At 74.7% G+C, this 12,435-nt stretch carries 13 protein-coding genes; 8 read left to right on the forward strand and 5 right to left on the reverse strand.

What is annotated here, in order from left to right:
• The first annotated feature begins 58 nt into the window (after positions 1–58).
• Positions 59–637, forward strand: coding sequence for a PadR family transcriptional regulator (locus tag ACFVU3_RS15675; RefSeq protein WP_390066441.1), 579 nt, complete (start codon positions 59–61; stop codon positions 635–637).
• On the opposite strand, the gene ACFVU3_RS15680 is transcribed toward ACFVU3_RS15675, so the two are convergent.
• The 5 genes from ACFVU3_RS15680 to ACFVU3_RS15700 form a co-directional block, all read right to left on the reverse strand.
• Entirely contained in the window at positions 634–1,863 is a 1,230-nt protein-coding gene (locus ACFVU3_RS15680; protein ID WP_390066442.1) for a hypothetical protein, read from the reverse strand. The genes ACFVU3_RS15675 and ACFVU3_RS15680 overlap by 4 nt on opposite strands.
• 60 nt (positions 1,864–1,923) lie before the next feature.
• A complete protein-coding gene (locus tag ACFVU3_RS15685) occupies positions 1,924–2,949 on the reverse strand; it encodes an NlpC/P60 family protein (protein ID WP_390066443.1) in 1,026 nt (341 codons plus the stop codon).
• Positions 2,950–3,136: 187 nt separating this feature from the next.
• Positions 3,137–4,183, reverse strand: coding sequence for an NlpC/P60 family protein (locus ACFVU3_RS15690; protein ID WP_390066444.1), 1,047 nt, complete (start codon positions 4,181–4,183; stop codon positions 3,137–3,139).
• Positions 4,184–4,448: 265 nt separating this feature from the next.
• Positions 4,449–5,813: an NYN domain-containing protein gene (locus ACFVU3_RS15695; protein ID WP_390066445.1), complete on the reverse strand. Its 1,365-nt coding sequence runs from the start codon at positions 5,811–5,813 to the stop codon at positions 4,449–4,451.
• Between the two features lie 34 nt (positions 5,814–5,847).
• Entirely contained in the window at positions 5,848–6,090 is a 243-nt protein-coding gene (locus ACFVU3_RS15700) for a hypothetical protein (RefSeq protein ID WP_376596783.1), read from the reverse strand.
• A gap of 161 nt (positions 6,091–6,251) precedes the next feature.
• On the opposite strand from ACFVU3_RS15700, the gene ACFVU3_RS15705 reads away from it, so the two are divergent.
• From ACFVU3_RS15705 to ACFVU3_RS15735, 7 genes are all read left to right on the forward strand, one after another.
• Positions 6,252–6,986, forward strand: coding sequence for a rhomboid family intramembrane serine protease (locus ACFVU3_RS15705; RefSeq protein WP_390066446.1), 735 nt, complete (start codon positions 6,252–6,254; stop codon positions 6,984–6,986).
• Positions 6,983–7,264, forward strand: a complete 282-nt coding sequence (locus tag ACFVU3_RS15710) for an Lrp/AsnC ligand binding domain-containing protein (protein ID WP_359162400.1) — start codon at positions 6,983–6,985, stop codon at positions 7,262–7,264. The genes ACFVU3_RS15705 and ACFVU3_RS15710 overlap by 4 nt, the downstream gene beginning before the upstream one ends.
• 91 nt (positions 7,265–7,355) lie before the next feature.
• On the forward strand, positions 7,356–7,673 hold the full coding sequence (locus ACFVU3_RS15715) for a small hydrophilic protein (protein ID WP_390066447.1): 318 nt from the start codon (positions 7,356–7,358) through the stop codon (positions 7,671–7,673).
• Between the two features lie 59 nt (positions 7,674–7,732).
• A complete protein-coding gene (locus ACFVU3_RS15720; protein WP_390066519.1) occupies positions 7,733–9,085 on the forward strand; it encodes a sensor histidine kinase in 1,353 nt (450 codons plus the stop codon).
• Between the two features lie 27 nt (positions 9,086–9,112).
• Positions 9,113–9,772, forward strand: a complete 660-nt coding sequence (locus ACFVU3_RS15725; RefSeq protein WP_390066448.1) for a response regulator transcription factor — start codon at positions 9,113–9,115, stop codon at positions 9,770–9,772.
• A 79-nt stretch (positions 9,773–9,851) separates the two neighbouring features.
• A complete protein-coding gene (locus ACFVU3_RS15730) occupies positions 9,852–11,282 on the forward strand; it encodes an SLC13 family permease (protein ID WP_390066449.1) in 1,431 nt (476 codons plus the stop codon).
• A complete protein-coding gene (locus tag ACFVU3_RS15735) occupies positions 11,279–12,433 on the forward strand; it encodes a glycerate kinase (protein WP_390066450.1) in 1,155 nt (384 codons plus the stop codon). Before ACFVU3_RS15730 ends, ACFVU3_RS15735 begins: the two co-directional genes overlap by 4 nt.
• The last annotated feature ends 2 nt before the right edge of the window (positions 12,434–12,435 follow it).

Here is a 12,435-nt window from a genome sequence, read left to right on the forward strand (position 1 = left end):
CTCGAAAAGAGGTAGCATGCGGTGACGATCCCGGACAAGCGCGAGGAGGGGGCGACCGGTGCTGGAGCTGTCGATCCTGGGTTTCCTGTACGGGCGGCCGCTGCACGGCTACGAGCTGAAGGAGCGCATCCGCGCGCTGAGCGGCCACGTCCGCCCGGTCAGCGACGGCGCCCTCTACCCGGCCATCAACCGCCTGGTGGACAAGGGCCTGGTGGAGAGCCGCACCGAGCCCGGCACCAGCGCCGCCCCGCGCCGCACCCTCTCGCTCACCCCCGCGGGCCGCGCCGCGCTGCTCGCCCGGCTCCGTGCCCCCAAGGACGTCGAGATCACCGACGGGCAGCGCTTCTTCACCGTGCTGACCTTCCTCGGCCTGCTGCCCGACCCGGCCGGACAGGCCGCCGTCCTCCGCCGCCGCCAGACCTTCCTGCTCACCCCGGCCAGCTTCTTCTACGAGGACGGCGCCCCGGCCACCGTCGAGGAGGAACCCGACCTCTTCCGCCGCGGCATGCTCCGCGTCGCCCGCGCGACCGGCACCGAGGAGAAGGCGTGGCTGGCCGAGGCCCTCGCCGAACTCGACGCCCGCGCGGACAGGACCCAGGACCCTGGAGCCCGGCGGGATCCGGAAGCGACGGCCTAGGCGAGCTTCTCCCGCAGGTACGCCCGCCAGTCCTCCGTGAACGCCTCCGGCGTCGTGTCCAGCACCTTCCGCAGGGCGCTCTCCACCGCGCCGTCCCGGCCCGGATGGGCGCCCACCTCCCGGTAGAAGGCGGTCAGCCGGTCCTCGCCCCAGCGGTCGGCGATCATCGCGCAGGCCAGCCAGCCGGTCTCGTAGGCCCGGGCCAGGGCCTCGGAGTCGCCGGCGAAGGCGAAGTCCTCGTCCTCGGGGAGCGCCGCGGGCACGTCCCCGGCCTGCACGGCCCGCCGCAGCTCGGGGGCGGCCTCGGCGGGGGTCCGGTCGCCGCCCCGGTAGGCGGCCCAGTCGGCGAAGCCCTCGGAGAGCCAGACCGGGGTGGACGCCGAGGTGTCGGCACGGGTGGCCACGTGCACGGTCTCGTGGGTGAGGATCAGCCCCCGGCCGAAGTCGCCGAGCACCCCGTACGCCTCGGGGTTGACGATCACCCGGTCCGCCGGGGAGGCGGCCCGGCGCTCGGTCTCCCCGGTGGTGACGGCCGCTATCCCCCGGTACTGGGAGCCGTCCACCGCGAGCAGCCCGCCCATGTCGTCGAGGGAGGCGGGGACGAGGACCAGCACCCGGCGGGCCCACCCGGGTCCCCACACCGCGTCGACGGCGGGCACCGCCCGGTCGGCGAGGCGGGCGATCTCGGCCAGCCGGTCCCGGTCCTGGCCGACGCCGAGGACGAGCGAGCGGGCCCCGCGCGCCGCGGCGACCTCGCCCTGCTCCCAGAGCCGCTCCGGGGCGCCCTCGGCGGGCCGCTCACCGGTGACGTACCAGCGTCCGTCCCGCTCGGCCAGCTCCATGACCCGGTCGGTGTCGAGGGGGCCCCGGTCGTACCCCGCGATCCGGTGGCCGCGCGCGACGCGGGCGGTGAGCCGCCCCTCGCCGGTCCGGTCGACGCCGGTGACGCGGTAGCTCCAGCCGGCCAGCGGGACCTCGGCGAGCCGGCGGAACTCGGTCCGCGCGGCGGACCGGTGGGCGGGGTCGGCGGCGGCGAGCCAGGCGGTCTCGTCGCGGTCGAGGAGGGCCTCGGCGTGCCGGTCGAGGAGGGCCTGGACCTCACGGAGGGCCGGATCGGCGGGGCGGGCGGCGGTGCCGCAGCCGACGAGGGCGGCGAGGGCGAGGAGCAGGACGAGCAGCGCTCCCCCCGGCCGTCGCGCGCCGCACCCCTGCCCTGCCCCTGTCACACCTCAGATCGTACGGAAGAGTGACGGCTTCATGCCTCCCGGAGCCGTGGGGCGGCGGGCTCAGAGCCGGGTCACCGTCACGTGGGACATCATGTTCACCGGGTCGTAGCGGACCCGGGCGCCCGGGTAGGGGGCGTGGATGACCTGCCCGTTCCCGGCGTAGATGCCGACGTGGCTGGCGTCGCCGCGGTACGTGACGAGGTCGCCGGGCCGCGCCTGCGAGAGCGGCACCTGCCGGCCGGCGTGCCGCTGGGCGGCCGAGGTGCGCGGCAGGCTGATCCCGGCCTGCCGGTACGACCAGACCATCAGCCCCGAGCAGTCGAACGCCGAGGGTCCGGTCGCGCCCCAGACGTACGGCCTGCCGACGACGCTGCGGGCCGCGAGCACCGCGGCGGCGCCCCGCGGGTCCCCCGGGCCGAGGTCGGCGGGCGGCGGCAGCTCCTGGCCGGGCCCCTCGGCGCGGCCGCCGGAGCGGGAGGACCGCTCGTAGTCGGCGCGCTCGGCTGCGGTGAGGGAGGCGAGCAGCCGGCGGGCCTCGGCGAGCTTCCGCTCCACCGACCGCTTGTGGCGGGCCACCTGGGCGCGGCTGCGCTCCAGTTCGCCGAGGGCGGTGCGGGCCTCGGCGCGCTCCTGGTCGAGCCGGCGGCGCTCCCGCTGGAGCTCGGTGAGGGCGGCGCTCTGCCGGGCGGTGACCCGGTCGAGGGCGGAGGCCCGGTCGAGGTAGCTGTCCGGGTCGGAGGAGAGCAGCAGCACGAGGGCGGGGTCGAGGCCGCCGGAGCGGTACTGGGCGCCGGCGAGCGCGCCGAGCGCTCCCCTCATCCGGTTGATGCGCTCCTGGCCGCGGGCGAGGCTGTCCTGGGCCTGGCCGACCTTGCGCCGCAGGGCGTCGGCCTTCTCGTCGGCCTGGTTGTAGCCCTCGGCGGCCCGTTCGGCCTCCTCGTAGAGCCGGTCGACCTTGGCGCGGGTGGCCTCGGTGCCGGCACCCGGGTCGGCGGTCGCGGGGACGGCGCCGAAGGAGGCCGCCGCGGTGGCCGCCGCGGCTGCGGTCAGGACGGTGACCCGGGCGGGTCGGCGGTGGGAGGCCACGGGTCGCGCTCTCCGTTCGGCTCGTGCGGACTGGCGCGGCAGACAGTAGCCGTTCACCGGGTCGCGTCCAACGAAGGCGCCGGGCACACAAAATGACGCCCCGCCGGAGATCACAAGGTCACCGGCGGGGCGTCAGGTCAGCGAGGTGTGCGGCGAACCACCCGTTCGGGCGGCACGGCCGGGCGGGTCAGCCGTTGATGCGGACACCGAACTGGAACGTGCCCATGTAGTTCATCGACTCGTAGCGGACCGAGGCGCCCGGCTTGGGGGCGTGCAGGATCGTGTTGTTGCCCGCGTACAGGCCGACGTGCGACAGGCTGTTGAAGAAGACCAGGTCGCCCGGCCGGAGCTGGCTGCGGCCGATCTTGGTGCCGTCGTTCTGCTGGGTGTAGGTGACCCGGGAGAGCCGGGCGCCGGCCTTGCCGTAGGCCCACTGCGTGAGGCCGGAGCAGTCGTAGGCGTACGGGCCCTCGGCGCCGGACTGGTACGGCTTGCCGATCTGGGTGGCGGCGTTGGCGAGGGCGGCGGCGCCCAGGCCGCTGGCCGGGACCTCGTTGCCCAGGTCGACGCGGTCGGTGGCGGCGCGGCTGGCGCGCTCCGCCTGCTCCTGCTCCTGCTGCTGGATGCGGGCGCGCTCGGCGGCGGTGAGGGTGGAGAGCAGTTCGCGCGCGTCGGCGAGCTTGCCCTGGACCTTGCGCTTCTTCTCGCCGAGCGTCTTGCGGACCTCTTCGAGGTCGGCGAGCTTGGCGGTGGCCTCGGCGCGCTGCTGGGCGAGGGTGCGCTGCTTGTCCTGGATGGTGGCGAGGACGTCGGCCTGCTGGTCCGTCACCCGGCCGATGGCGGACGCCTTGTCCAGGTAGTCGTCCGGGTCGGAGGAGAGGAAGAGCTGGAGGGCCGGGTCGATGCCGCCGGAGCGGTACTGGGCGCTCGCGACCGAACCGATCTGGTCCCGGAGGGTGTTCAGCTCCTGCTGACCACGCGCCACCCGGTCCTGGATCTGGCCGATCTCCTTCTGCAGCTTGCCGCGGCGCTCCTCGGCCAGGCTGTGCTGCTCCGTGGCCTCCTCGGCCTCGTGGTAGAGCTTGTCGACCTTCGACTTGACTTCGTCGATCTTCGGCTTGGGGGCCGCCTGGGCTCCGGTCTGGGCGGAGAACGCGACGGCGGCGGCCGCGGTCGCGGTGAGCACGGTCACACGGGTGCGGCTCGGCTGCTTGGGTCGACGGTGGGACGCCACGAAGGCGATCTCCTTCTTCCTCGAGCCGCCCGGCCGGTCAGGGGCAGGCGGTTCCTCCACGGACCGCCCGGATGGGTGATCAACCGCGCGAAGGTTCGAGGCCCGACCCTAGTGACCAAGTTGTGATCAGTTCAAATCCCGACGGCAAAAATCTCGCCCACGCACCACTTTATTTACAAGCATCACACGGCCCGTGACGGGTACTTGACGGTGCGCCGTCCAGAAATCGGGCATAGAGCCCAAGAGTTGCGAGCCGGGCGAGTCGTTACGAGAGCCGCGAAAGGCGCTTGAGGAGCAGAGCCGACGCCACCGGCCGCGCACCGGCCTTCGCGACGCCGTCCGCGACCTCGCGGTCGGTGGAGACCACGACGACCGGACGGCCCGGCGGCTCCGCCCGCACCAGCTGCCGGATCAACTCGTCGGCCGTCACACCGGGCTTGGAGAAGAGCACCCGCACCCCGCGCGGCGGCGCCAGGAGCACCGGGGCGGCCAGCTCCGCCCCGTCGAAGACGCAGGTGACCTCGGCCCCCGAGCGGGCCGCCAGCGCGGAGAGGCCGCCGAGCAGCCGCAGCCGCTGCTTCTCCAGCGGCATCGTCGGGTAGCCGGTCTTGGTGACGTTGTAGCCGTCGACGACGAGATGGGCCTGCGGCAGCTCCAACAGCTGGTCCAGCAGGGCCGGATCGGTCTCCGACAGGGCGCGGGCCGCGATGTCCTTCGGGGACATCCGCCCCGGCTCCACGGCGTCCACGGTGTCCGCGGGGTGCATCGAGGCCGGGGGGAGCGCGAGTTCGCGGCGCAGTCCCTGGGCGGCGTCGAGGACGGTGTCGAGCAGCAGCCGCAGCCGCATGTCCTCCACCGAGCGCCCCTCGCGGGCGGCCCGGCGACTCGCCTCCAGGGCGGCCTCGACCTCGCCGAGCCGGGCCTTCAGCCGGCGCGACTCGCTCTCCGCGGCGGACACCTGGGCCGCCGACTCGGAGCGGGCGGTCTCCATCTCGGCCTGGGCGCGGCGCAGCGCCGCCTCGCCGCGCTTCACGTCGCTCTGGGCACTGCGCAGCTTGCGGTGAAGCGATTCGGCTTCCCTGCGGGCGGCCTCCAGATCGTGCCGGAGCTGCTCGGTCTCGCCCTTGGTCCGCTCGCGGGCGGCCGACAGCTCGTCGCGGAGCCGCTCCACCTCGCGCCGGCCCGCCTCGTCGGCGCGCTCGGCGTCGGCCCGCTGGACCTCCTCGCCCGCGGCGGCCACCAGCTTGGCCCAGCCCGGCGGGCGGAGCACGTACGCCGCCGCGGCCACGTCGACGGGGTCGGCGGCGGCGGGCGGGGTGCCGGTCTCGACGGACGCGGCCAGTTCCGGCTGGGCCTGCCTGAACCGTTCGCCGATCCGCTGCCGGAAGAGCGGGTCGCCCTCCAGGGCGGCGGCCATCGCGTTGCCGGCGAACTTGGCGCGCCGGCTGGCGGTGAAGCGGGCGTACTGGCGCAGGGGGGCGGGCAGCTCGGCGACGGTCAGGCCGCCGAAGGCGTCGGCGACCAGCGCGATCACCCGCCGCCGTACCCCGTCCGGCAGGGGATGGTCGAGCGTCTCGGCAGCGTCACCTGCCGCGCCGGCCGGTTCGTCACCGTGCGCGGGCTGCTCCACGATCCGTCACCCCTACTGTCGTCGGCGCCGTCCGTCAGGACTCGACGCCCGGCTTGTCCACGAGTTCGATCTGGTCCACCGCGTTGCACCAGCGGCAGCGGACCGACTCGATGGTCTCACTGAGCACCTCGCGCTCCTCGACCTTGGGCTCCCCGGCCAGGTCCAGATGGACGTACTCGACGACCTTGGACGAGCGCGTCACGTCGAAGCGGGTCAGGTTTCCGCAGAGGGTGCAGCGCCAGCGGGTCTCGGCGGTCGGCAGGGGAACCGTCGTCATGGTTGCCGTCCTTCTTCCTGTCGTGGTGGTACCAGGTACGGGAGCCGCGGTGCGCCGTCGGACTGCGGTGCTCGATCCCGTAACCCTACGGCCTCACCACGGGCCCCCCGGCCCGGCGAGGCACTCTGTCCACTTCGTCCCTTCTGGGCCATGATCTGTCCATGATCGACTGGCGAGGCACGGCCCTGGGCGCCTACGAGGGCGTCCGCACCGGACCCGCGGTGACCTACGGACTGATCGCCGCCTGCTGTCTCCTCTTCATTGTCAGCCCGGTCTCCGGACTCAACCCGACGTACGGGACCGGGGACGAGGTGCTCGCGGCGCAGAGCGCGTACTTCCGGCGGTGGGGGGTGGTGCCGGCCGAGCTGATGCGGGGGGATCCGGGCGCTCTGCTCACCCCCTTCACCGCCCTCTTCGTGCACGGCGGATGGCTCCACCTGCTCGGCAACATGCTCTTCCTCTGGGTCTTCGGGGCGATGGCCGAGGAGCGGATGGGGCACGCCGGGTTCGCCCTCTTCTACCTGGGCACCGGCTACGTGGCCCTGGCCGGATACGCCGCGGCGCACGCCGGCAGCGAGCAGACGCTGGTCGGGGCCTCGGGGGCGATCTCCGCGGTGCTCGGGGCCTTCCTCTTCCTCTTCCCCCGCTCCCGGGTGACCAGCCTCTTCCCCTTCCTCTTCTTCCTGCCGCTGCGGTTCCCCGCCTGGGCGGTGCTCGTCTTCTGGTTCACGCTCCAGTGGCTGGCGGCGCGGGCCGCGGGCGCGGGCCCGGGCGTCGCCTATCTGGCCCACGTCGTGGGCTTCTCCGTCGGCTTCCTCTACGCCTGGGTGCGGTTCCGGGGTGGGGATAGAGTGAAAACCCCAGCAGCGGCGACCGAGGGAGACAGCCAGCCGTGATCACCGCGATCGTCCTCATCAAGACCAGCGTGGACCGCATCCCCGAGATCGCCGAGTCGATCGCCGCGCTCGACAGCGTCAGCGAGGTCTTCTCGGTGACCGGCACGTACGACCTCATCGCGATGGTCCGGGTGCCGCGCCACGACGACCTGGCCGAGGTCATCCCCGGCCGGATCAGCAAGATCCCGGGGGTGGAGGGCACCGACACGCACGTCGCCTTCCGCACCTACTCGCAGCACGACCTGGAGGCGGCCTTCGCCATCGGTCTGGAGTCCTGAGCCCGGACCCCGTGCCGCCGTGACGCCCGGATGAAGGAATCCTCATCCGGGCTTCATCCTGGAGCGCTCCTCGGCGCCCCACCCTGGCGCCATGTCCTTCACCCACCGCATGGCCGGCCTCGTCGCCGTCGTCGCCGTCCCGCTCGGCATCGCCGCGACCAGCTACGCGCTGACCGACGAGCCGGAGGCGCCGCGGGTCCCGCCCGCCGTGCGCCTCTCCACCCCGCCGACCCCCACCGCGAGCGCGCCGACCGCCCCCACGGCCCCGCCGGCCCCGTCGGCGTCATCGGCGTCATCGGCGTCATCGGCGTCGACGGCGCCGCCGGCCACCTCGACGCCGCCGCCCTCCGACTCCGTCGTGCCCGGCCCCTCCGCCACGGGCGACGACGACGATGACGACCACGAGTGAAGCGCACCGAACACCGTCTCTCCGCCCGCGTCCGCATCCTGCTCTGGCTGCTGCTCGTCATGGCGGTCGCGCTGGCCGCGGTCGCCGTGGTGACCCGCACCCTGCTGCTGCGGGACGCCGACCACCGCATCAACCAGCTGCTCACCCAGGAGACCGGGGAGTTCGCCCACTTCGTGGCCCAGGGCGTCGACCCGGAAACCGGCGGCCGCTTCACCGACCCCGAGGCGCTGCTGCGGGTCTTCCTCCAGCGCCAGTACTCCGACCCGGACGAGGAGCTGCTCGGCCTGGTCGGCACCGGCGGGCCCGGCCCCCGGGTGGTCCGGCAGTCCCGGGACATACCGAGCGCCCTGCCGCTCCACCGCGACCGGCCCGCGCTGGACGCCATCGCCGCCGCCCCGGCGCCCTCGGGCCGGATCGACCGGAAGCAGGGCGAGGTGCGGTGGGCGAAGGTGCCGATCGAGACCGGCGGACCGCCGTCGGCGTTCGTCGTCGCCTTCCACTCCGACCGGCAGCAGACCATCGCCGACGAGGCGTTCCGCATCCTGCTCGCCATCTCCGGGGTGGCGCTGCTGCTGACCACCGGCATCGGCTGGGTGGTCGCCGGCCGCATCCTCGCCCCCGTCCGGGTGGTGCGGACGACCGCCGCCGAACTGACCGAGCGGGACCTCACCCAGCGGATCCCGGTGCAGGGCAAGGACGACATCGCCGCGCTCGCCGAGACCTTCAACGCGATGCTCGACCGGCTGGAGCGGGCCTTCGCCGGCCAGCGGCAGTTCGTGGACGACGCCGGGCACGAACTGCGCACCCCGATCACCATCGTCCGCGGCCATCTGGAGCTGATGGGCGACGACCCGGCCGAACGGGCCGAGACCGTCCGGCTCGTCACCGACGAGCTGGACCGGATGAGCCGGATCGTCGAGGACCTGCTGCTCCTCGCCAAGGCCGAACGGCCCGACTTCGTACGGACCGAGCCCGTGCAGCTCGGCGAGCTGACCGCCGACGTCTTCGTGAAGGCCCGGGCGCTGGGCGACCGCGACTGGGTGCTCGACGGGGTGGCCGACCGGGAGGCGTCGCTCGACGCCCAGCGGATCACCCAGGCGATGGTGCAGCTGGCGCAGAACGCGGTCCAGCACACCGTGCCGGGCGCGCGGATCGCGATCGGCTCGCGGGCCGCCGCCGGCCGCGTCGAGCTGTACGTGGCGGACCGGGGGCCCGGCGTCCAGGAACAGGACGCGGCGGTGATCTTCGAGCGCTTCCGCCGGGGCACCGCCCGGCGCGGGGCCCGCACCAGCGGCGCCGGGCTCGGGCTCGCCATCGTCCGGGCGATCGCCGAGGGGCACCGGGGCGGCTCGGTCGAGCTGCGCCCGACCGAGGGCGGCGGAGCCACATTCGTTCTTGTCTTCGAGGAGTGAATCCTCGGTGCACTCAGAGGAGAGACCATGAACCGCGTCCTGATCGCCGAGGACGAGGAGCGCATCGCCTCCTTCGTCGAGAAGGGCCTCCGCGCCAACGGCTTCACCACCTCCGTGGCCGCCGACGGCGACACCGCGCTCGCCTGGGCGCTCACCGGCGGCTTCGACCTGATGGTCCTGGACATCGGCCTGCCCGGCCGGGACGGCTTCACCGTCCTGCGGGAGCTGCGCGAGGCCCGGGTGACCCTGCCCGTGCTCGTCCTGACGGCACGTGACTCGGTCCGGGACACGGTGGCCGGCCTGGAGGGCGGCGCCGACGACTGGATGACCAAGCCGTTCCGCTTCGAGGAGCTGCTGGCCCGGATCCGGCTGCGGCTGCGCACCGCCGCCCGCGCCCCCGAGGTGACCGTGCTCCGCAGCGGCGACCTCGGCCTGGACCTGCGCACGCGGCGGGCCCGCTCCGGGGAGCGGACGGTGGACCTGACCGCCCGTGAGTTCGTCCTCCTGGAGCTGTTCCTGCGCCATCCCGGGCAGGTGCTCTCCCGGGAGCAGATCCTCTCCCACGTCTGGGGGTACGACTTCGACCCGGGCTCCAACATCGTGGACGTCTACGTCCGCGCGCTGCGGAAGAAGCTGGGCGCGGAGCGGCTCGAAACGGTGCGGGGCATGGGGTACCGGATGCCCTGACCCGGGCACCGCCGTCGCATGAACCTTCCTTCATGGAGGGCTCATCGACGGCTCACCTGCCGCCCGGAGGGTGGTTCCCGTGAACCTCTCCCTCCGGCAGACGGTGTGGCTCTGCCTCGCGCTCAGCGCCTGCGCGGTGCTCGCCGTCCCCGGCACCGCCCCCGGCCTGGGCGGCGAGGCGCGGCTGACCCTGGCCGTCTTCGCCCTCGCGACCTGCGCCTGGATCGCCGCCCCGGTCGACGACACCTACGTCGCGCTGGGCGCCGGACTCGCCCTCACCGTCACCGGGGTGATCAGCGCCGACGCCCTCTTCGCCACCCTCGGCGACGCCACCGTCTGGCTGCTGATCTGCGCCTTCGTCCTCGCCGCGGCGGTGACCCGGACCGGGCTCGCCGGGCGGGCGGCCGCGTACCTCGTCACCGGGGCCCGGTCCGTACGCGAGCTGGTCCACCTCACCACCACCGCGCTCGTCGTCACCGCCTTCGCCGTCCCGGCCACCTCCGGGCGGGCCGCGCTGGCCCTGCCGGTCTTCCTCGCCCTCGCGCGGGCCCTCGCCGACCGCCGCCGGCTGGTGGTGATGCTGGCGCTGCTCTTCCCCACCGTCATCCTGCTGTCGGCCGTCGCCACCCTGATCGGCGCGGGCGCCCACCTCATCACCGTCGGGGTGCTCCTGGAACAGACCGGCGAGTCCATCGGCTTCGCCCGCTGGCTGGTCCTCGGCCTGCCGCTCGCCGTGGTCTCCTCCCACCTGGCGGCCGAGGCGGTCCTGCTCACCACCACCCGCCGGAAGGACCGGCGGGGACCCGTGCGGATCACCCTCGGCGAGCTCCAGGAGCACTCCCCCACCCCGGTGTCGGGCCCGCTCTCCCCGCCCGAGCAGCGCTGCCTGCTGCTGCTCTCCACCGTCGTGGTGCTGTGGTGCGCCGAGCCGCTGCACGGCGTCTCGCCCGCCGTGGTCGCGCTGATCGGCGCGGTGGTGGCCTCCACCCCCGCGCTCGGCACCGTCCGGATGAAGGACGGGCTGCGGTCGGTGCCCTGGCCGATGCTGCTCTTCATGGCGGCGACCACCGCCATGGGCGTGGCCCTGGTCGACTCCGGCGCGGCCGGATGGCTGGTCGGCGGGATGCCCGGCGGGGTGCCCCCGTGGGCCTTCCTCACCGTCGTCGTCGCCGTGAGCACCGCCGCCCACCTGGTGCTCCAGTCCCGCTCGGCCCGCTCCTCGGTCCTGGTGCCGCTGGTGGTGGCCGCGGCGGCCGGCGCCGGGGTCGACCCGGTGGCCGCCGCGCTCGCCTCCACGGCCGCCGCCGGCTTCTGCCAGACGCTGCCCGCCTCCGCGAAGCCGGTCGCCCTCTTCGCCGAACCACCGGACGGCGTCCCCACCTTCACCCCGCGCGACCTGCTGCGGCTCTCCGCCGTGCTCGCCCCGCTCAGCGCCGCCCTGGTGCTGTTCTTCGCCCTCGTCGTCTGGCCGCCGCTCGGCGTGCCCGTCCTCCTGGAGTCCCAGCCGTGAGCCTTCACATCGCCGTCGCCCCCAGCGGGTTCAAGGAGTCCCTGTCCGCGCCCGAGGCCGCCGAGGCGATCGCCGAGGGGCTGCGCCGGGTCCGCCCGGACGCCGTCGTCGATCTGATCCCGCTGGTCGACGGCGGGGAGGGCACGGCACAGGCGCTGGCCGCCGCGACCGGCGGCAGGCTGCTGCCCCGGATCGCGACCGGCCCCCTCGGTCTCCCGGTCCGGAGCCACTTCGCGCTCCTCGCCCCCTCCTCCGCGGTGGTCGAGATGGCGGCCGTCGCGGGCCTCTCCCTGGTGCCGGCCGGCCGGCGCGACCCGGGTTCCACCACCACGTACGGGGTGGGCGAACTCGTCCGGGCCGCGCTGGACGCCGGAGCCCGCCGCGTCCTCGTCGGCTGCGGCGACTCCGGCACCTCGGACGGCGGGGCGGGTGCGCTCCAGGCCCTCGGCGCCCGGCTCCTGGACGCCGAGGGAGTCGAACTCCCCCTGGGGGGTGCCGCGCTGACGCGGCTGGAGCGGATCGACCCCAGCGGGCTCGACCCCCGGCTCGCCGCCACCGAGCTCCTGGTGGCCTGCAATCCGTACAACGTGCTCCGCGGCGAGCGGGGCGTGGCCCGGGTCTTCGGCCCGCAGAAGGGGGCGGGCCCGGAGCGCGTCGAGGAGCTGGCGGCGGCCCTGGACCGCTGGGCCGCCCTGCTCGTACGGGACCTGGGCGCGCCCGCCGGGATCGGTACGGCTCCGGGGTCAGGGGCCTCCGGCGGGCTCGGCGCGGGCCTGGCCGCGCTCGGGGCCCGGCTGCTCCCCCGCTTCGAGGTGCTGCTCGACCACGTCGGCCTGGACGCCCGGCTGGCCCGCGCCGATCTGGTGATCACGGCGGAGGGCGCCCTGGACGGGCAGACCGTGCGGGGAAAGATCCCGGCGGAGGTGGCGCGCCGGGCGAAGACCCACGGGGTGCCGGTCCTGGCCCTGGCCGGGACGCTCGGGCAGGGCGTCCACGAGGTGCGTGCGGTGGGGGTGGACGCCTACGGCTCGATCCTGCCCGCGCCGGTGGCGCTGCCCGAAGCCCTGGACCGGGGTGCCGAGTTCCTGGCGGACGCGGCCGAGCGGGCCCTGCGGATGGTCCTGGTGGGGACCCGTCTGGCGGTGGCCTGACC

Source organism: Streptomyces sp. NPDC058052 (assembly GCF_042885515.1).
In the GTDB taxonomy this organism is placed as follows: Bacteria; Actinomycetota; Actinomycetes; order Streptomycetales; family Streptomycetaceae; genus Streptomyces.